The sequence below is a fragment of the Herbiconiux oxytropis genome, from assembly GCF_024979315.1.
GTDB lineage: Bacteria > Actinomycetota > Actinomycetes > Actinomycetales > Microbacteriaceae > Herbiconiux > Herbiconiux oxytropis.
Map to the genome: position 1 here is coordinate 101,486 of NZ_JANLCK010000005.1, position 19,254 is coordinate 120,739.

General features: G+C 71.1%; 20 protein-coding genes. 9 read left to right on the top strand and 11 right to left on the bottom strand.

The window, feature by feature from the left end:
• Window positions 1-44 precede the first annotated feature (44 nt).
• The 3 genes from N1028_RS11000 to N1028_RS11010 are packed head-to-tail and all read right to left on the bottom strand — an operon-like array spanning window position 45 to window position 3,300.
• Window positions 45-1,760: an FAD-binding oxidoreductase gene (locus N1028_RS11000; RefSeq protein ID WP_259528570.1), complete on the bottom strand. Its 1,716-nt coding sequence runs from the start codon at window positions 1,758-1,760 to the stop codon at window positions 45-47.
• Window positions 1,757-2,518, bottom strand: a complete 762-nt coding sequence (locus N1028_RS11005) for a lysophospholipid acyltransferase family protein (RefSeq protein ID WP_259528572.1) — start codon at window positions 2,516-2,518, stop codon at window positions 1,757-1,759. The genes N1028_RS11000 and N1028_RS11005 overlap by 4 nt, the downstream gene beginning before the upstream one ends.
• Window positions 2,515-3,300, bottom strand: a complete 786-nt coding sequence (locus N1028_RS11010) for an SDR family NAD(P)-dependent oxidoreductase (RefSeq protein WP_259528582.1) — start codon at window positions 3,298-3,300, stop codon at window positions 2,515-2,517. Before N1028_RS11010 ends, N1028_RS11005 begins: the two co-directional genes overlap by 4 nt.
• Before the next feature lie 89 nt (window positions 3,301-3,389).
• Between N1028_RS11010 and N1028_RS11015 the strand changes: the two genes are divergently transcribed.
• From N1028_RS11015 to N1028_RS11030, 4 genes are all read left to right on the top strand, one after another.
• Window positions 3,390-4,331 (top strand): hypothetical protein, encoded by a 942-nt coding sequence (locus tag N1028_RS11015; protein ID WP_259528585.1) that lies wholly within the window; start codon window positions 3,390-3,392, stop codon window positions 4,329-4,331.
• A complete protein-coding gene (locus N1028_RS11020) occupies window positions 4,328-6,688 on the top strand; it encodes an SDR family oxidoreductase (RefSeq protein ID WP_259528593.1) in 2,361 nt (786 codons plus the stop codon). The genes N1028_RS11015 and N1028_RS11020 overlap by 4 nt, the downstream gene beginning before the upstream one ends.
• A 12-nt stretch (window positions 6,689-6,700) precedes the next feature.
• A complete protein-coding gene (locus N1028_RS11025) occupies window positions 6,701-7,495 on the top strand; it encodes a ferritin-like domain-containing protein (protein ID WP_259528594.1) in 795 nt (264 codons plus the stop codon).
• A gap of 77 nt (window positions 7,496-7,572) precedes the next feature.
• A complete protein-coding gene (locus N1028_RS11030; RefSeq protein ID WP_259528595.1) occupies window positions 7,573-8,007 on the top strand; it encodes a YdeI/OmpD-associated family protein in 435 nt (144 codons plus the stop codon).
• Here the strand turns inward: N1028_RS11030 and N1028_RS11035 are convergent.
• On the bottom strand, window positions 8,004-8,165 hold the full coding sequence (locus N1028_RS11035) for a hypothetical protein (protein WP_259528602.1): 162 nt from the start codon (window positions 8,163-8,165) through the stop codon (window positions 8,004-8,006). The genes N1028_RS11030 and N1028_RS11035 overlap by 4 nt on opposite strands.
• Before the next feature lie 42 nt (window positions 8,166-8,207).
• Between N1028_RS11035 and N1028_RS11040 the strand changes: the two genes are divergently transcribed.
• Both N1028_RS11040 and N1028_RS11045 read left to right on the top strand, forming a co-directional pair.
• Window positions 8,208-8,819, top strand: a complete 612-nt coding sequence (locus N1028_RS11040; protein ID WP_310795588.1) for a DNA-3-methyladenine glycosylase I — start codon at window positions 8,208-8,210, stop codon at window positions 8,817-8,819.
• Between the two features lie 9 nt (window positions 8,820-8,828).
• Complete coding sequence (locus N1028_RS11045; RefSeq protein WP_259528604.1) at window positions 8,829-9,128, top strand: GNAT family N-acetyltransferase; 300 nt, start codon at window positions 8,829-8,831, stop codon at window positions 9,126-9,128.
• 6 nt (window positions 9,129-9,134) lie between these two features.
• On the opposite strand, the gene N1028_RS11050 is transcribed toward N1028_RS11045, so the two are convergent.
• The 4 genes from N1028_RS11050 to N1028_RS11065 form a co-directional block, all read right to left on the bottom strand.
• Entirely contained in the window at window positions 9,135-9,518 is a 384-nt protein-coding gene (locus N1028_RS11050; protein WP_259528606.1) for a VOC family protein, read from the bottom strand.
• 92 nt (window positions 9,519-9,610) lie between these two features.
• Window positions 9,611-11,275 (bottom strand): AMP-binding protein, encoded by a 1,665-nt coding sequence (locus N1028_RS11055; RefSeq protein ID WP_259528614.1) that lies wholly within the window; start codon window positions 11,273-11,275, stop codon window positions 9,611-9,613.
• A gap of 125 nt (window positions 11,276-11,400) precedes the next feature.
• A complete protein-coding gene (locus tag N1028_RS11060; RefSeq protein ID WP_259528622.1) occupies window positions 11,401-12,417 on the bottom strand; it encodes a DnaJ domain-containing protein in 1,017 nt (338 codons plus the stop codon).
• Window positions 12,418-12,455: 38 nt separating this feature from the next.
• Entirely contained in the window at window positions 12,456-13,337 is an 882-nt protein-coding gene (locus N1028_RS11065) for a universal stress protein (RefSeq protein ID WP_259528632.1), read from the bottom strand.
• Window positions 13,338-13,492: 155 nt separating this feature from the next.
• Here N1028_RS11065 and N1028_RS11070 point away from each other — a divergent pair, with 155 nt between their 5' ends.
• Window positions 13,493-14,524 (top strand): LLM class flavin-dependent oxidoreductase, encoded by a 1,032-nt coding sequence (locus tag N1028_RS11070; RefSeq protein ID WP_259528635.1) that lies wholly within the window; start codon window positions 13,493-13,495, stop codon window positions 14,522-14,524.
• Here the strand turns inward: N1028_RS11070 and N1028_RS11075 are convergent.
• Together N1028_RS11075 and N1028_RS11080 are read right to left on the bottom strand one after the other, a co-directional pair.
• Window positions 14,521-15,066, bottom strand: coding sequence for a methylated-DNA--[protein]-cysteine S-methyltransferase (locus N1028_RS11075; protein WP_259528644.1), 546 nt, complete (start codon window positions 15,064-15,066; stop codon window positions 14,521-14,523). The genes N1028_RS11070 and N1028_RS11075 overlap by 4 nt on opposite strands.
• Complete coding sequence (locus N1028_RS11080) at window positions 15,063-16,691, bottom strand: DNA-3-methyladenine glycosylase 2 family protein (RefSeq protein ID WP_259528652.1); 1,629 nt, start codon at window positions 16,689-16,691, stop codon at window positions 15,063-15,065. The genes N1028_RS11075 and N1028_RS11080 overlap by 4 nt, the downstream gene beginning before the upstream one ends.
• 113 nt (window positions 16,692-16,804) lie before the next feature.
• Here N1028_RS11080 and N1028_RS11085 point away from each other — a divergent pair, with 113 nt between their 5' ends.
• Both N1028_RS11085 and N1028_RS11090 read left to right on the top strand, forming a co-directional pair.
• Window positions 16,805-17,899 carry a M4 family metallopeptidase gene (locus tag N1028_RS11085; RefSeq protein WP_259528660.1) on the top strand — a complete coding sequence of 365 codons (1,095 nt, stop codon included), beginning with the start codon at window positions 16,805-16,807 and terminating at the stop codon, window positions 17,897-17,899.
• On the top strand, window positions 17,883-18,254 hold the full coding sequence (locus N1028_RS11090; RefSeq protein ID WP_259528663.1) for a protealysin inhibitor emfourin: 372 nt from the start codon (window positions 17,883-17,885) through the stop codon (window positions 18,252-18,254). Before N1028_RS11085 ends, N1028_RS11090 begins: the two co-directional genes overlap by 17 nt.
• A gap of 6 nt (window positions 18,255-18,260) precedes the next feature.
• On the opposite strand, the gene N1028_RS11095 is transcribed toward N1028_RS11090, so the two are convergent.
• The gene (locus N1028_RS11095) at window positions 18,261-19,214 is read right to left on the bottom strand and encodes a phosphate ABC transporter ATP-binding protein (RefSeq protein ID WP_259528671.1); all 954 of its coding nucleotides are present in this window, start codon (window positions 19,212-19,214) and stop codon (window positions 18,261-18,263) included.
• Window positions 19,215-19,254 lie beyond the last annotated feature (40 nt).

Below are 19,254 nucleotides of genomic sequence, written 5' to 3' on the forward strand. Positions count from 1 at the left end.
AGCGCGAGCCGGCACGCGAGGATCAGCGGGCCGTCACCGGACTGTCAGCGCGGGGCGTCGGCCACGATCGCGGCGACGTCGGAGGCGGTGAGCTGGCGCGGGCCGAGGACCTTGCCCGGGTTGAACTGGGAGGTGGGGTCGGCTGCGTCGAAGAGGCCCTGCATGAGGGCCACTCCGCCTTCGGAGATGTCCTGCGCCATCCACGGCGCGTGCTCGACGCCCACACCGTGGTGGTGCGAGAGCGTTCCGCCGTGCGTCATGAACGCCTGCTGGATGGAGGACTTCACGACCTCGTACTGCGCGATGGGGTCGTCGCCGTGCACGAACGCGAAGGTGAAGTAGAGGCAGGCACCCGAGTTGTAGGAGTGCGAGAGGTGGCACATGATCCACCCGTGCACGCCGAGCGCCGCGTAGGCGGCCTGGGCCGCGGCGACGGTGTCGTCGTAGACCGCCTGCAGCTTCGACCACGGCGCCGCTGTCTCGGAGACGTCGGCCGCCGCCCCACGGTCGAGCAGGAAGTCGCGGAGGTAGGGGGTGTCGAACTTCTTCTGGTCGTAGAGGGCGCCGGGGCCCTTGCCCACGCCGAGGCCGCCGTGCTTCTTCACGATCGCGCCCACGAGCTTCTTCTCGTAGGCCACATGCGAGGCGCTGCCCTCGAAGCCGATGAACGACAGGCACATCTGCTCGAGGTCCCAGCCGCGTCGCTTCAGCACCGACATGAGCACGTTCTGCGCCGCGCCCGAGATGCCCTTGGACTCCTTGCGGGTGGACAGCGAGAAGCCGCTCTCACGCGCATCCGACACCCGGGTGATCGAGGGCGCCGCATCCGACTCCGAAATGGCGTGCATGGCCGCGAGGCCCGCCTTCCAGTTCGGGAAGAAGTAGGCCTGCACCTCACGGACGGCGGGCTGGCGGTGCACCTGCACGGTGACCTCGGTGATCACGCCGAGGCGACCCTCGGAGCCGATGATCATCTCGCGCACCGAGGGGCCGGTGGAGGTGGAGGGAAGCGGACGCAGCTCGACGACCGTGCCGGGGCGCACCATCCGGAGGCCCCGCGCGATGTCGGCGATGTCGCCGTACTTGTCGCTCTGCATGCCCGAGGAGCGAGTGGCCACCCAGCCACCGACAGTGGAGTGGGTGAAGCTGTCGGGGAAGTGCCCCATCGTCCAGCCCCTGGCGTTCAGCTGCTCCTCGATCGAGGGGCCCTGCGCACCGGCCTGGATGCGGGCGAGGCCCGATCCCTCGTCGATGTCGAGCACGCGGTCGAGCCGACCGAGGTCGAGCGACACGATCGTGCGCTCCTCGTCGGCGAGGGGCTCGAGGCTGCCGGCGATGTTGCTGCCGCCGCCGAAGGGGATGAGCACGGCGCCGGCCGCCACCGCGGCGTCGACGATCTGCTGCACGGCGTGCTCGTCGCCCGGGTAGACCACGATGTCGGGCACGCGCGCGATCTCGTTGCGGCGGATGCGCAGCAGGTCGCGGATCGACTTGCCGTAGGTGTGCACCACACGGGTCTTGTCGTCGGTGAACGCGTTCTCCTCGCCGACGATCGAGACGAGCTCGGCCTCGAACGCGGGCGACAGGCGGGGCGGAGCGACGGTGAGCTCGTCGAACGAGAGCGGCGGCACGGGGGGCGTGCGCACGTCGAGGCCCACGGCCTTCTGCACGAAGGGCACGAAGGCCGGCTTGTCCTCGAAATGGAAGCCCACGCCCTCGAGGCCCCAGCCCCACCACTTCATGTGCTTGACGTCGGTCATGCGGCTCCTCTCGTGGTGCTTCTGCCCTGCTGACGCGGTGAGATCACGGGCAGCGCCGGAATGGCGTCGCTCTCGGCCGCCGTGGAGTGCAGGCGGCGGACCTCGTGCGCGATGCGACGGGAGAACTGGTCGGGCGTCTCGCCCGGAAGGCCGAGCATGGGCTCGCCGAAGATGACGGCCACGGGCGGGCGGCCGGGGATGGGCCAGTTGCGGCCGCGCGGCATCGCGAGGCTCGCTCCCACGAGCGCCACGGGCACGCACGGCACGTCGCACGCGATGGACAGCGCGGCGGCGCCCGCCTTGAACGGGGCCATCTCGCCGGTCTTCGAGCGCGTGCCCTCGGGGAACACGAGCAGCGGCACGCCGCGCGAGAGCAGCTTCTTCGAGACGCCCTGCTTCTGGGCGGTGCCGGTGCGGTCGATGGGGAAGGCGTTGAAGAAGAGGGCGGTGAGAATGCGCCGCCACCAGATGTCGAAGAAGTAGTCGGCCGCGGCCCCGGCGGCGAGGTAGCGGCCCATGCGGCGAGGCAGGGCGCACATGATGAGGGGCGCGTCGAGGTGGCTCGAGTGGTTCGCCACCGCGATGAACGCCCCCTGCACGCCCTTCACGGCGTCGTGACCGCGCACGCTCACGCGCGTGATCGACCAGACCACGGGCTTCAGCAGCATGCGCTGCGCGATGAAGCGCAGGCCCGCCATCGTGCTCGAGGTGAAGCGGTCCTTGGGGCCGTTCAGCAGGGAGGGGTGCGGATCGTTCATCGTGCCTCGACCTTCGTGTCACGGCTCGACGAGATGCGCCCGGAGACCCAGCGGATGACCCGGCGCGGAAGGTGCCGGGTGAGGAACAGCAGGACCTTGAAGCGAGCCGAAGGCACCGAGAGCACGGCTCCCCTGGCCACGTCGCGGAGGCACTCCTCGACGAGCGCGTCGGCGTCGAGCCACAGCACGTCGGGGATGGAGCGGGTGCGGATGCCGGCGCGGTCGTGGAACTCGGTGCGCACCCAGCCGGGCAGCACCGCCGAGACCTGCACGTTCGTGTGGCGGAGCTCGACCGCGAGCGACTCCGTGTAGGCCGTCGTCCACGCCTTCACGGCCGAGTAGTCACCCGTGGCGATGGTGCCGGCCACGCTCGAGACGTTGAGGATCGTGCCCTTCTGCCTGGCGGTCATGGCGCGACCCGCGGCGCCACCGAGCACGAGCACGGCGAGGCACATCACCGTGAGCGCGCGCTCGTGGATGGAGACGTCGCGCTCCAGCAGGGATCCGTGGATGCCGAAGCCGGCGTTGTTGACGAGGAAGTCGATGGGTCTCTCGGTCGACTCGATCCGCTCGGCCACCCGGTCGATGTCGGCCCGCACCGCGAGATCGGCCGAGATGGTCTCGACCGGCGAGGCTCCCTCGCGCTCGAGCTCTGCGGCCATCTCGGCCAGCCTCTGCTCGTCTCGCGCCACCAGCACGATGTCGTAGCCGCGGAGCGAGAGGGCACGGGCGAAGGCCGCACCGATGCCGGAGGTGCCACCGGTCACGAGAGCAGTCGCCATGCTGCTTAGGATACGCTACGGAGTGCGTAGCGTTAGCCGTGCGCACCTGACCAGCACCTCTTGTACGCCGCCCACGCGGAGGGATTCCGTTGTCCGGAGAGCATCCGTCGCCCGTCGACACCACACCCGCGTCGCCCGTCGCCGCTGCCCGCTTCGACGTGCGCGATTTCGCCCGCACGGCCGTCGGCAGCCACCGCGAATCCATCGACCTGAGCGTGTTCGAGGAGGATCCGCTCCCCCTTACCGTCGTGCAGCTGCTGGCCTACGCTCGTGAGCTCGAGCGCTCCACCATGACCTACCTCCGCAACGTGCTCGTCACGCCCACGCACAAGGACGCCAGGGTCACCGCGTTCCTCACCACCTGGGCCTTCGAGAAGTACTGGATCGCCGACTCCTTCGAAGTGGTCGTGCGCGCCCACGGAGTCGATCCGGCCGAGGCGGAGACGCTCTCCCGGTTCCGCGCCATCGCGCTCGAGATCGCCGAGCGGGCCACCCCCATCGTGGAGTCGTTCCGCGCCAACGCGATCGGCACCGACGTGATCGGTCTGCACATGGCGAGCGTGGCGGTCGACGAGTGGATCACCGAGGCGGCCTACACCCGGCTCCTCGCCGACTGCCCGCATGCGGTGCTCACCCCGCTGCTCGAGCACGTGCTCGAGGTCAAGGCCAGACACCGCCTGTTCGTCGACCCCGACGCCGAGCGCCGCCTGGCCGAGTCGCCCAGGGCGCGCTCCCTCGCCCGCCGCGCCCTCCCCCGCATCGACTGGCCGATCGGCGCCGCGAGCCTCGCCCGAACCGATACGGCCCTCTTCTACGAACAGCTCATCGACGACGAGCTCGCGCGGTCGATCGACGCCAAGGCGGCGGAGCTGCCCGGCCTCGAGAAGCTGCACCTCGTGCAGAACGCCCGTCGGGCTGCTCTCGAGAACCCCGGTCACCCTGCGGCTCGCCTCGGCCGCTCGCTCGGCGCCGCGGCCGCCACTCTCGCCCACACCCTCCGCAGCACCACGAAAGGCGGTACGAACGGATGACCGACTCGGCCCCGAACGACCAGTCCACCCCCGCCTTCCCCGACTTCACGCTCGGCACCTCGCACGTGCTGCTGACGGGCGCCACCGGATTCGTGGGACAGGCCGTGCTCGAACGGCTGCTCTCCACGCATCCGGACACCCGCATCTCACTGCTGATCCGGCCGAAGTCCTCGAGCGGCGAGTCTCGCCTGAACACCCTGCTCAAGAAGCCCGTGTTCCGCGCCTGGCGCGAGTCCGTGGGCGACGAGGGCGTGGCGAAGGCCATCGCCGAGCGCTTGAACGTGGTGCAGGGCGACCTGGCGAACCCCGGTGAGCTGCCCGGCGACCTCGACGTCGTCATCCACGGCGCCTCCACGGTCTCGTTCGACCCGCCCATCGACGAGGCCTTCCAGACCAACGTCGACGGCGCGACCGGCATCTACGGCGCCCTGCTGGCCTCCGGGAGCGACCCGCACGTCGTGCACGTCTCCACCGCCTACGTGGGCGGCATGCGGAAGGGCGTGCGGCTCGAGGCCCCGCTCGAGCACACGATCGACTGGCGGGCCGAGAACGCCGCGGCCAAGAGCGCCCGCCGCCGCGTGGAGATGGCCTCCCGCCAACCCGAGGTGCTGCGCAAGCTCCTGGCCGCCTCCCGCGCGAAGCTCGGCAAGGTCGGCCCGCAGGCCGTGGCCCAGGATGCCGAGGCGGCCCGCATCGAGTGGGTCACCAAGCGGCTCATCGACCACGGTCGCATCCGCGCAGAGTCGCTCGGCTGGACCGACGTCTACACGCTCACCAAGGCATTCGCCGAGCGCGCCGCCGAGGAGCTCTGGGGCACCACCGGGCACCGCCTGTCGATCGTCCGCCCCTCCATCATCGAGAGCGCCCTGCGGCACCCGTTCCCAGGCTGGCTCGACGGCTTCAAGGTGGCCGACCCGCTGATCATGGCCTACGGCCGCGGCCAGCTGCCCGAGTTCCCTGGCGTGCCCGACTCGGTGCTCGACGTCATCCCGGTCGACTTCGTCGTGAACGCGATCCTGGCCGCCGCGGTCACCCCGGCGACCGTCGACGAGCCGAACTACTACCAGATCACCTCCGGAGCGCGGAACCCGCTGCCGTTCCACACCATGTACGAGAACGTCAAGGAGTTCTTCACGAAGACTCCGATGCCGATGCCCGACGAGGGCGGCGACATCATCGTCCCGTCGTGGCGCTTCCCCGGCGGCCGCTCGGTCGAGCGCACCCTCCGCCTGCAGGAGCGCCTCACCGCGGCGGCCGACCTCGGCGTGGGCCGCATGCCGAGCACCCCGCGCACGCGGGAGTGGACGAAGTCGCTGCACCGCCGGCAGAGCGGTCTCGACCAGCTCCGCTACTTCGCCGAGCTCTACCGCGCCTACGTGCAGACCGAGCTCATCTTCGACGACCGGAACGCGCTCGCGCTGCACGAGTCGATCCCGGACGAGCTGAAGGCCGACCGCGGCTTCGACGTGGCCGAGATCGACTGGCACGAGTACTTCCAGACCATCCACTTCCCCTCCATCACGGGTCTCACGAAGGCGTTCGCGAAGCGCCCCGCCGGCAAGGCCCGCGCCAAGCGCGCGTTGCCTGTGCGGAGCGACGTGCTCGCCGTGTTCGACTTCGAGGGCACCGTGGTCGAGTCGAACCTCGTGGAGCAGTACCTCTGGGTGCGGCTCGCGATGATCCCGAAGGCGCAGTGGCCGCAGGAGTTCGCCTCGCTCATGCTCTCGGTGCCGAAGTTCCTCCGGGTCGATCGGCGCGACCGGGGCGAGTTCATCCGCACCCTCGTGCGCCGCTACAAGGGCATCCGCGTCGACGAGCTGCAGCAGCTCGTCGAGGGCCGGTACGGGGCCGCCATGCTCAGCCGGGCGATCCCGGATGCGCTGGACCGCGTGGCGCAGCACCGCGCGGCGGGTCACCGCACCGTGCTCGTGACGGGCGCGACCCGATCTGCAGCCGAGCCGTTCGCGCCGTTCTTCGACGACATCGTGGCCGGCGAGATGCACTCCTCGAAGGGCGTGCTCACGGGCTACCTCGCGACTCCCCCGCTGGTGGACGAGTCCCGGGCCGCCTGGCTCCGCGAGTACGCGAGCGCCCACGGCGCCAACCTCACCCAGTCGTACGGCTACGGCGACTCGCTCGCCGACGTGGCGTGGCTGCAATTGCTGGGAAACGCCTCGGTGGTCAATCCCGACACCGATCTGTATCGGCACGCGCAACGAACCAAGTGGACGGTGGAGGACTGGACCCGTCGTTCCTCCGAACGTCGGCCCTCACCCGCTAATCTGTCCCTGCTGCCCGACGTGCAGCCCGCCGCACCCGAGGAAGGAGACCGGTCGCGGAGTTCCGACTCCCGCTGACCGACATCTGCCATGGCATTCGACATCGACAAGTACACCGAGACCTCCGAGAAGGTCGCCTGGCAGGACCTCGATTTCTCCGACTTCCGCACGAATCCGCTGCCCGAAGGCACCCTTCGGAGCCTGCGGTACATGTGCGACATCGAGTACCACACCGTCTGCTACCTACGCGACATGCTCGTGACCCCCTCGCACAAGGACGAGGACGTCACGGCGTTCATGACCATGTGGAACCGCGAGGAGTTCTGGCACGGCGAGGCGCTGGCCGCGGTGCTCGCGGAGCACGACGTGATCGTCGACTTCGACGAGCTCAAGGCCACGCGCCTGAAGCTCGGCTGGAAGGACCGCCTCGACCCCGTGAAGCAGTCGCTGCTCGGCAACATCGTGGGCGAGGGCTTCATCGCCGTGCACATGGTGTGGGGCGCCGCGAACGAGTGGTCGGCCGTGGCCGCCTACAACCGGCTCGCCGACCTCGAGCAGCACCCCGTGCTCGCCGAACTGCTGCGCCGCATCGCCAAGCAGGAGGCCCGGCACGTGGCGTTCTACGCCACGCAGGCCCGTGAGCGCCTCGGCCGCTCGAAGCGGGCGCAGGTGCTGGCCCGGTTCGCGCTGAAGAACTTCTGGGGCCCGGTGGGCTCGGGCGTCATGACCGACGCCGAGGTCAAGCACGTGATGGGCCACCTCATGGGCGGCACCGAGGGCCGTCGCGAAGCCGCGAAGATCGATGCCCACATCGCGCGCATGCCGGGCCTCGACGGCCTCACGATCGTGCAGGACGCCCTCGACGCGCGCGGCATCGCCGCGTGATCGCACGGCGAAGCCGCGTGATCACTACGCCGCGCAGCCGCGTGGACACTATGAGCATCGCCGCGTAGTTTCGCTCTATGAAGTTCACGACGACGATCCTCGCGAGCGGCAAGAACAACACCGGCATCCCGGTGCCCGAGAGCGTCGTCGTGGCGCTCGATGCGGGCAAGCGGATCCCGGTGGTCGTCACGCTCGGCGACTACAGCTACCGGTCGTCGATCGTGTCCTACGGCGGGCAGTTCCTGATCTCGCTCAGCGCCGAGAACCGCGCCGGATCGGGTGTGGGGGCGGGTGACGAGGTCGAGGTCGACGTGGTGGTCGACGATCAGCCGCGCGAGGTGGAGGTGCCGGCTGATCTGGCCGAAGCTCTCGCCGGCGACTCGGATGCGGCATCCGCCTTCGCTGCGCTGTCGTACAGCAACAAGCGGCGCGTCGTGCTCTCGGTCGAGGGCGCTAAGACGCAGGAGACCCGTGACCGGCGCATCGCGAAGGCGATCGCCGACCTGGTCTAGTGGCGGCGCTGCGTGGGCAGGAGCGAGAAGGCCACCGCGAGGGAGGCCGAGACGCACAGGATCCCGCCGAAGAAGACGAAGGCCTCGGTGTGGATGCCGAAGAGCACCATGCCCAGCATGAACAGGGCGATGGCTCCGATGGCGGCGAGCACGTTCAAGGGGGATCCTCCGATTCTGTGGCTTCCCCAATACTAGAGGGTGTGGACGACGGGCTGGTGATCGGGGCGGACGGCCTGGCGCGCCCCGCGTGGGCGTCTGTCGATCCGCTGCTCCGCGACTACTACGACACCGAGTGGGGGCTGCCCGTCACCGACGAACGGGGACTGTTCGAGCGGATCAGCCTCGAGGGCTTCCAGTCTGGCCTGTCGTGGGCGACCATCCTCCGTAAGCGACCGGCGTTCCGCGCGGCGTTCGACGGCTTCGATCCGGAGACCGTCGCGGCCTACGACGAGGCCGACGTCGAGCGACTGCTGGGTGACCCCGGAATCATCCGGAATCGCACCAAGATCGCGGCCACGATCGGAAACGCGCGCGCCACGCTCACGCTGCGGGACGACGCCGACGTGCCGGGCGGCCTCGCGGGGCTCGTCTGGTCGTTCCGGCCGCAGAGCACGCCCGCCCCCGAGCGCTTCGCCGACATCCCCACCTCGACCCCGGAGTCGGTGGCCCTCGCGAAGGCGCTGCGCGCGAGGGGCTTCCGGTTCGTCGGGCCCACCACGATGTTCGCGCTCATGGAGGCCGTCGGCATCGTCGACACCCACCTCGTGCACAGTCATCGAAGGGGCTCCTCGGGTGTGTGGGCCCCGGCGTAGGCTGAGGCCATGAGCGACAACGACGACACCACGGTCACCCACGTCCCCGCCGAGGAGCGCTACGTGCTCACGGTCGGCGGCGAGCCCGTGGGCTTCGCGGCCTACACCGATAGCGACGGCGCCCGGGTGTTCACCCACACCGAGATCGACCCCGCGCAGGGCGGCAAGGGCTACGGCAGCGTGCTCGTGGCCGGAGCGCTCGAACAGGTGCGCGCCGAGGGCGGCCTCCGCGTCGTGCCGGAGTGCCCGTTCGTGGCGAAGTACGTGGAGAAGCACCACGAGTTCGACGACCTCATCGCCGCGAGCTGAGCACTCTCACTCGGCCATCAGCCCGATGATGTTGCCGGACGGGTCGCAGAACCAGGCGATGTCCGGCCCCCTGTCATGCTCCGATCCGCGCATCACGCCCTTGTCGTCCTGGGGCATGCCGTCGTAGCGCTCGAAGACGACACCGGCGGCGGTGAGCTCGTCGATCGCGGCGTCGATGTCGGTCACCACGAGGTTGAGCACCGTGTAGACGGCGGGCTCGTGGTCCTCCTTCGGATAGACCAGCACCTGCGCACCCCCGGGCAGCGTCAGGTTCAGGATGCCCATCTCGTTCGTGGCCGTCTCCAGCCCGAGAGTGCCCCCGTAGAACTCGCGTGCCGCGTCGATGTCGCGGGCGCTGAACCCGCTGAAGCCGTGGACGAACTCGACCATGATGTCTCCTCTGCTCTGAGCGTGACCCACCCGCACCGTGACCGATGTGGACAGTGTCCACTATGGCATCCGCCGATCACCCTGCCAAGGGTTCAGGCAGCCGCGTGCCTGCCCACCCTCCCCCGCAGATCCTTGCGGAGGATCTTGCCCGAGGCCGACTTCGGGATGACGTCGATGAACTCCACGAGCCGCACCTTCTCATGCGGGGCCACCCGGTCCTGCACCCACGCGATGACGGTCTCCTCGTCGAGGTCCGCGTCCGCGGTGCGCACGACGTAGGCCTTGGGCACCTCCTGCCCGTCGTCGTCCGGGACGCCCACGACCGCCGCGTCGGCGATCTCCGGATGCGCGAGTAGCACGGCCTCGAGCACGGCCGGAGCCACCTGGTAGCCCTTGTACTTGATGAGCTCCTTGAGACGGTCGACGATCGTGAACACCCCGTCGGCGTCGACCGTGGCGATGTCGCCCGTGTGCAGCCAGCCCTCGGGGTCGAGCGTGCGGCTGGTCGCCTCGTCGTCGTGCAGGTAGCCCGGCATCACCTGCGGGCCTCGCACGAGCAGCTCCCCCGGCGCGCTCGTGCCCTCGCCCGGCAGCGCCAGTTCCGCACCTGTCTCGACATCGATGAGGCGACACTCGGTGCCTGGCACGGCACGCCCGATCGACGAGCGGTCGACGCCGGGCTCTCCGACCGGGATGACGTGCGTGACCGGGCTCGTCTCGGTCATGCCGTAGCCCTGGCACACCTCGCAGCCGAGGCGCTCGGCCACGGCGCTCGCGAGCGTGCGGTCGAGCGGCGCCGCCCCCGAGAACACGACCTTCACGCTCGACAGGTCGTAGTCGTCGACGAGCGGATGCTTCGCGAGGGCCACGGCGATCGGCGGCGCGATGAACACCCACGTGCAGCGGTGCTCGCTCACGGTGCGGAGGAACTCGGTGAGGTCGAACCTGGGCATGGTCACGAGGGCCGCGCGCTTCAGCAGCGCGAAGTCGAGCAGCACCGACATGCCGTAGATGTGGAAGAACGGCAGCACCGCGAGCACCCGGTCGTCGCGCCCGAGCCCGATGGCGCGCTCGCACTGCAGCACGTTGGCCACCAGGTTGCGGTGGGTGAGCATGACGCCCTTCGGATGCCCGGTGGTGCCCGAGGAGTACGGCAGCACGGCGAGGTGCGTGGCCGGGTCGAACCGCACGGTCGGCGGGATCGCCCGGTCGAACAGCAGGTCGCGGAGGGAGGGGTGGCCCTCGACGCCGTCGATCACCACGAGGCGCTCGGCCGGGATGCCCGCCGCATCGGCGGCCTCCTTCGCCTGCGGATACAGCGGCGAGACCGTGAAGAGCCAACCCGCCTCGGCGCTCGTGAGCTGGTTCGCGATCTCACCCGGGGTGTAGAGCGAGTTGATCGTGGTCGCGGTCCCGCCCGCGCGGAGCACACCGTGGAAGACCGTCGCGAAGGCCGGGATGTTGGGGCACAGGATGCCCACCCGGTCACCCACCGCGAGCCCGCGCGACGCCAGGGATCCGGCCAGCGCGTCGATCTGCGCCACGAGCTGGCGATAGCTCGTCTCGTCGCCCGAGGCGCCGTCGATGAGGGCGACCCGGTCGAGGTCGGCGTCGGCGAGGTCGGCGAAGAGGAGGTCGTAGACGCTCAGGGAAGGGATCTCGACGGGGTCGAGCGCGACGACGGAGGTGGCGGAGAGCGCCGCGACCTCGGCGGTGTCGCCTCGATGCAGGGCGCGGGACAGGAACGAGCGGGCCATGGGCTATCTCCTTCGATAGTCGTGCCGCTATTTGACTACCGAGTCGCCCGCCACCGCAAGAGCGCAGGACGGAGAGCGAAGCGCCGTGCGGTAATCCTGCGGATCCGCGCGACGCCGGCACCTCCTCAGGCCAGGCGGATGCCGTTCTGGAGCCTGGTCCGCAGGTCGAAGACGCGGTCGATGCTCTCGCGGCCCCCGGCGTCGCGCCCGCCACCGCGGCCGTCACCCGATCCGTTGCGGAGCAGCTGCGGCAGGAGCGAGCGGCGGACGAGGACGGACCCGGCCAGCCGGCCTCGCCCGACCACGTCGAGCGGTTCAGCCAGTGCGGCATCCGGGACCACGATCACGAGCGCCGTGAACTTCACGCCCAGCGAGCGGGAGAGCGCCTTCGTGCCGCGGTGGAGCTCGTGCAGAGGCTCCTCGTCGGGGTGGATGCCCTCCCCCACGATCTCGTCCTTCCGCAGGCGCACGTGCCCGCCGCGGTCCTCGGACTGCACCGCGAAGAGGCCTGCGGGGCCGAGCACGACGTGGTCGATGGTCTCGGGCACGCCACCGAGGGTGCGGCCCGTGAGCACGTTGTTCCAGATCGTGTAGCCGAGGCCGAGGCCCCCGACGATGCCGGCGGTCGCCTCCTCGGCGAGCGCCTTGGCGAGCCAGGCCCGGATCTCGCGCGGAGCCGACCGCACGAGGGCGGGATCGTAGGGGTCGTCGACGGTCACGCCGCGGCCCGCCCACTCGCGGACGAGCCGCAGGTAGATCTCGCGCTCCTGGCCGCCGGGGTGACCGTAGCTGCGGGCGCGCACCTCGGAGCTGCGGGCCCTGGCCCTCGCCGACGAGGCGTGGGAGGGCGGGCCGAAGCCGCCACCGGGAGTCGAGGAGGAGCCGGAGGCGCCCGCGGCGTGCGCGTCGCCGTAGCCGCTCCCGCCTCGGCTGCTGCCGCGGTCGTACGCGGCGCGGTCGTCGGGGGTGCCGATCAGCTCCCAGGCGTGCTGCACGGCCACGAAGCGGGCGGCGTCGCCTCCCGTGTCGGGGTGCGTCTCGCGGAGGAGTCGGCGGTAGGCACGGCGCAGCTCGTCGTGCGAGACCGTGGCCTCCACGCCGAAGACCTCGTAGGGCGTTCTCGAGGCGGGGCTTTCAGGCACCCGCACCACGATACCGGGCGCTCGCGGCGAGGACGCTGTCAGCGTGCGTCGGCCACGCGCAGGACGAGCACCGGGCACGGCGCGTGGATGAGCACGTCGTGGCTGACCGAGCCGAGGAGGAACCGGCTGAGGCCGCGGCGGCCGTGACTGCCCACCACGAGGAGCTCCGCCTCGGCACCGGCGGCGATCAGGGCCGTGGCGGGAGAGTCCAGCACGATGCTGGTCTCGATCGGGGGGACGGCGTGCTGCGCGCCATCCGGTGCGGATCGCCACGCCGCGATCACCTCGTCGACCGCGGTGCGGGTGTTCTGCTCGAGCGCGTCGTAGAGGGCGGGGTCGTCGGTGAACTCCGGGGTCGCGAGGGGCGGGAGGGTCCACGCGCTCAGCACGCGGAGGGTCGTCTCGAGAGCTGCGGCCTCGGCGGCGGCGCGCGCGAGTACGGGCGCAGCGGCCTCCGAGCCGTCGACGCCCACGACCACGCCGGAACGGTGGCCAGTGGCGGAGTGCTCCGGGATGACCGCGACGGGTACCGAGGCCGATGCCGCGACCTTCACGCTCACCGACCCCGCGGTGACGCGGTGGTAGAGGTCCTTGCCTGCGGAGCCGACGACGAGGAGGCCGGCACCGACCTCCTCGGCCACCGCGGTGAGGACCTCCACCGGCCGCCCCGCCACCACCCGGGGGTGCACGGCGACGTGCGGCGACGTGGAGTCGGCGTGGAAGGCGGCCCCCGCGAGCACGACCTCCCCGTGCCGGCGGATGGCGGGACTCGCGGCGTAGGCTTGCGAGTCCCACGAGTCGTCGGCGGCGAAGACCACCTCCACGTCGGTCCGGACGCGCTCGGCCCGTCGCAGCGCCCAGTCGAGGGCGACCTTGGCCGAGTCGGATCCGTCGTAGCCGACGACGATGGGTGCGGTCATGGGAGCCTCCCTGCTCGATGCCTCCGATTCTGTCGCATCCGTTCGCTCGGGTGCGAGGACTCCGCGACGGATCGACCTGCGGCCACCCGGAATACTGGGACGGTGGCTGCGTTGACAGGTGCATACGTTCGCATGGAAAAAACCAGGAGATCACGATGACCCAGCAGCTCGAACTCGGCCTCGACACCTTCGGCGACGTCACCGCCGACGAGGCAGGACAGCCGCTGCCCGCCGCCCAGGTGCTGCGGAACCTCGTGGACCAGGGCGTGCTGGCCGACGAGGTCGGCATCGACTTCATCGGCTTCGGCGAGCACCACCGCGACGACTTCGCCGTCTCGGCTCCCGAGGTCGCTCTCGCCGCCGTCGCCGCACGCACCTCGCGGATCCGTCTCGGCTCGGCCGTGACCGTGCTCTCCTCCGACGACCCGATCCGGGTGTTCCAGCGGTTCTCGACCCTCGACGCCGTCTCGAACGGGCGTGCCGAGGTCATCCTCGGCCGCGGCTCTTTCACCGAGTCGTTCCCGCTGTTCGGATTCGAGCTCTCCGACTACGAGCGGCTCTTCGAGGAGAAGCTCGAGCTCTTCGCGGCCGTGCGGGCGCAGGAGCCCGTGACCTGGGAGGGCACCACGCGCGCTCCGCTCGTGCAGCAGAGCGTCTACCCGCCCGTCGAGAACGGACTGCTGAAGACCTGGGTGGGGGTGGGCGGCAGCCCCGAGTCGGTCGTGCGGGCCGCGCGCTACGGGTTCCCGCTCATGCTCGCCATCATCGGCGGTGAGCCCTCGCGGTTCGCGCCCTTCTCCGACCTCTATCGACGGGCTCTCGCCCAGTTCGAGCTGCCTCTTCAGCCCATCGGCGTGCACTCCCCCGGACACGTCGCCGACACCGACGAGGAAGCGCGCGAGCAGCTGTGGCCGCACTACCAGCTGCAGATGAACCGGATCGGGCGCGAGCGCGGCTGGTCGCCCATGGGTCGCGCGCACTTCGAGCAGGAGGTCGCTCACGGATCGCTCTACGTCGGCTCCCCCGAGACCGTCGCGCAGAAGATCGCGGCGACCGCACGCACCGTGGGGATCGACCGCTTCGACCTCAAGTACGGCAACGGACAGCTGCCGCACTCGGCGCTCATGCGGTCGATCGAGCTGTACGGCACCCAGGTCATCCCGCGGGTTCGCGAGCTGCTCGCCTAGTCGCCGTGGGTGCCTGAGGCCAGGTGGGCGCCTGAGGCCAGGTGGGCGGAGAACTCCCTCGCCAGCAGGGATCGCTTGACCTCCACGCCCCACGCGAAGCCGCCCATCGTGCCGTCGCCGCGGAGCACCCGGTGGCAGGGCACGAAGAGGGCGGGGGCGTTCTTCGCGCACGCGCTCGCGGCCGCACGGACCGCCAGAGGGCGACCCAGTTCGGCGGCGAACTGCTGGTAGGTGAGTGGGTGGCCCGGCGTGATCGTGCGGAGGGCGAGCCAGCCCTGACGGTGGAAGTCCCCGCCGGCCTGGAGGACCGGGATGTCGTCGATCGCCGTGATCTCGCCGGCGTAGTAGGCCTCGACCGCTTCCGTGGCCGCCGTGGGTCCCGTGCCGGGGATCAGCGCCGGGGGGCGGATCGCGGGGGTGAGCCTGGCGAGAAGGGTGTCGGGCTCGTTCGTCCAGCCTGAGGCGAGGACTCTGTGGTCGTCGTCGGCGATGATGCCGAAGGGGCCGTCCGGGGTTTCTGTGAACTGGATCGTTGCCGTCATGGGGTGTGTGTCCTCGGTTCTCTGGCTGGCTCTGGGCGGCGTGGTGTGGGGGTGAGGGGAGCTGAGGCTCTCCAGAGGTGGAGGGAGAGGTAGGTGCGCCAGGGGGTGAAGGGGGCCGACCACGAGACGAGGGCCTTCGCGGTGTCGGGGAGGGCGAGGGCTCGGGCGCCGGCCCGGAGGGCCGAGTCGCCGGGGAGGAGGATGTCGGGGTGGTGGAGGAGGCGCATGGCGAGGTAGCCGGAGGTCCAGGGCCCGATGCCGGGGAGAGCCGTGAGGCGGGCGTGGAGATCGTGCGGGTCGGCGGCGATCGAGAGGTCGAGCGTGCCCTCCGCAAGCGCTTCCGCGGTCGCGACGATCGTGCGGATCTTGGCGCGCGGGCCCGTGAGCACGGCCTCGGCGTGCGCGGCCACCTGGGCCGCGGTCGGGAAGAGGAGGGTGAGCGGCTCGGGACCCACAGCGCCATCGCCGCCGCGGATGCTGGACACGTGCGGATACGGGGCGCCGGCCGCCGCGGCGAGACGGCGCAGGAGGGTGCGGGCGGAGGCGACGGAGATCTGCTGACCGAGGATGGCGCGGAACAGCATCTCGTCCGGGTCGACCGCACCGGGCATCCGGATGCCGGGGAGTTCGCGGAGGTGGGCCTCGAGAGCGGGAGATCCCAGGGTCGCGGCAGCTTCCCGGAGGGCGTCGTCGATCGCGGTGGGGTCGGCGTCGAGGTCGAAGAGGCGGCGCACCCTCGCCACGAGCACCGGGAGGTCGGCGAGCGCCGTGAGGTGGGCCTCGAGGTGGAGGAGGCCAGGGGTGCCCGGATCGTGGCGCACGGTGAAGCGGGCCGGACCGGCGGGCAGGCGCAGGGTGCGGGAGTAGTGGGCGGGGCCGGCGTCCTCGATTCCCGGGACGGCCCGGGCGGCGAGCCAGGTGAAGACGCCAGCCGCGTCGAAGGGCTCGCGGTACGGGAGGGCGAGGGTGAGGGCACTCGGGGTGGCGGGGGCGGGAGTCGCGCCGGGGGCCGCTGCGGCGGGGCCGGTGGTGGAGGCGGCGGTGCCGCTGGCGGAGGCCGGGGCCCGGTGGGACGGGCGGGCGCGGACCTCGCTGGGGGTGAGCCGGAAGACCTCGGCGATGGTCTCGTTGAACTGGCGGATGCTGCGGAAGCCCGCGGCATAGGCGATGTCGGCCATCGGCAGGTCGGTCGAGGTGAGGAGCGTGCGGGCGGTCTGCGCGCGGTGCGCCCGGGCGAGGGCGAGGGGCCCGGCGCCGAGCTCCTGGCGCAGCACCCGGGTGAGGTGGCGCGGCGAGTAGCCGAGCTGGGAGGCGAGCCCGTCCACGCCCTCGCGCTCCACGACGCCGTCACCGATGAGCCGCATGGCGCGGGCGGTGAGGTCGTGCCGCAGGTTCCAGTCCGGGGTCCCCGGCACCGCCTCCGGCAGGCAGCGCTTGCACGCGCGGTACCCCGCCTCGTGAGCGGCGGCGCTCGTGGCGTAGAACGTGACGTTGCCGGGTTTCGGAGTGCGGGCCGGGCAGCTCGGGCGGCAGTAGATGCCGGTGGAGCTCACGGCGGTGATGAACTGGCCGTCGAAGCGGGCGTCGCGCGACTGGATGATGCGGTAGCGCGAGTCGAAGTCCATGCAGGCAGTCTCACACGCGCCGCCGCCGCGTGCTAGCGGGAATCGGACACGGCGGTGGAGGAGCACGTCCGCGCCCCTGGGGGATGTCGGCGGGGCCACGTAGGGTCGGCCTCATGGCGCACTCCATCGTTCCCCCGTACCTGCTCGCCCGCCTCGCCGAGACGGATGCCGAGGGCCTCCAGCGCGCCGCCCTCGCCGCGCGGCGCTCGCTCGCCGCCGACCCTCCGCTGCGGGCAGAGCGGCAGCGCGAGGGCGTGTTCGTGCCGTCATCGGTGGTGCTCGACGCGGCCGAGCCGGGCATGGCATCCTTCACCGGGCTCGCCGGGGTCACGGAGCCCCAGCGGACGATCTCCGACGCCGAGGGGCGCGAGCGTCTGCCGGGCACCGTGGTGCGGCGGGAGACGGACGGACCGGTCGACGACGTGGCGGTGAACGAGGCCTACGACGGCCTCGGAGCCACCCATGCCCTGCTGCTCGAGGCCTTCGGCCGCGCGTCGATCGACGGGCTCGGCCTGCCGCTGGACGCGACGGTGCACTACGGCGAGGACTACGACAACGCGTTCTGGGACGGTGAGCGCATGGTCTTCGGCGACGGCGACGGCGAGGTGTTCGGCCGGTTCACCGCCTCGCTCTCGGTGATCGGGCACGAGCTCGCGCACGGGGTGACGCAGTACACGGCGGGGCTCGTCTACGAGGGCCAGTCCGGCGCGCTCAACGAATCGTTCTCGGATGTGATCGGGGCGCTCGTGGAACAGCACCGGCTGGGGCAGACGGCGGGCGAGGCCGGTTGGCTGATCGGCGAGGGGCTCTTCACCGCCGCGGTGGAGGGACGAGCGCTGCGGTCGATGATCGAACCGGGAACGGCCTACGACGACGACGTGCTCGGGCGCGATCCGCAGCCGGCCGACATGGCGGGCTACATCGAGACCGCCGACGACAACGGGGGCGTGCACCTGAACTCCGGCATCCCGAACCGCGCCTTCGCGCTCGCCGCGCGGGCGGTGGGTGGCTTCGCCTGGGAGGGCGTGGGGGCCGTCTGGTACGACGCCATGACGGGGCCGCTGGATGAGCGGTCCGACTTCGCGGCGTTCGCCGAGGCCACGCTCGTGGCGTCGGATGCGCGGTTCGGCGCGGGTTCGGAGGTGTCGAGCGCGATCGCGGAGGCGTGGCGTACGGTGGGCGTGAGGAGCGATGAGCGAGCAGACTGACGACGAGACGGGCGCCGGTGCCGACGCGGGCGCACGCGCGCTGCGCATCACGGTGGCGCGATCGGGCGGTGTGGCGGGCATGTCGCCGAGCTGGACCGTGACGGCCGAGGGCGAGAACGACGTCGACGGCTGGCTCGACCTCGTGGAGTCGTGCCCATGGGACGCCGGCGACGCAGGCGACCCCGACGGAGCCGACCGCATCGTCTACACGATCCGTGTGCTCGTGCAGGCGCCGGAGGTCGAAGGCGAGCGCGATGCTCGGGTGCCAGAGCAGCAGCTCACCGGCCCGTGGCGCGACCTCGTCGACCGCGTGAAGGCCGAGGCGGCGCCCCGCCCCCGGCGCGCGAAGCGCTAGGGCCGCTCAGCCGAAGACGCCGTTGACGTAGTCGAAGGTGCGCGAGTCGATCGGGCTCGAGAACATCGCCTCGGTGCTGCCGTGCTCCACGATGGCGCCCGGCTGCCCCTGCGAGGCGAGGAAGAACGCGCACTGCGTCGAGACGCGCTGCGCCTGCTGCATGTTGTGGGTGACGATCACGATCGTGACGTCGTCCACGAGCTCGAGCATGGTCTCCTCGATCACCCGCGTGGAGGTGGGGTCGAGGGCCGAGCACGGCTCGTCCATGAGCAGCACCTTGGGCTTCACCGCGAGCGAGCGCGCGATGCAGAGTCGTTGCTGCTGGCCGCCCGAGAGCCCGCCGCCGGGGGCGCGCAGGCGGTCGCGCACCTCCTTCCAGAGGCCCGCCTTGGTGAGGCAGGTCTCGACGAGGTGGTCCTTGCGGTCGCGGTCGGCCTTCGTGCCGGTGAGCTTGAGCCCGGCGAGCACGTTGTCGTAGATCGACATCGCCGGGAACGGGTTGGGCTTCTGGAAGACCATGCCGATCGCCTTGCGGGCCTCCACGAGGCGGCGCGACGGGTCGTAGATGTCCTCGCCGTCGATGAGCACCTCGCCTGCGAGCGACGCGGAGGGGATGAGTTCGTGCATGCGGTTGAGGATGCGCAGGAAGGTCGACTTGCCGCAGCCCGAGGGGCCGATGAGCGAGGTCACGACCCCGGCGGGCATGGTGAGCGAGACGCGGTCGAGCACCTGGTGATCGCCGAACCAGGCCGAGATGTTGCGGGCGTCGAGCTCGGCGAGGAGCGGCCGCTCTGCCTGCACGATCGCCTGCTCGAAGCTCGCCTGCGGGATCGGGCCCGCCAGGGCATCCGGCGCAGCACCAGGCGGGAACACCGCGGCGCCCTTCATGATCTTCCGCTGGTCGCGGCGGCTGAGCGGAGGCAGCACGGTGGTCATGTCGTCGGCGGGGGTGTCGGTCACGGGTTCATCACTCTCATCGGGTCACAGCAGGTCGGGCCAC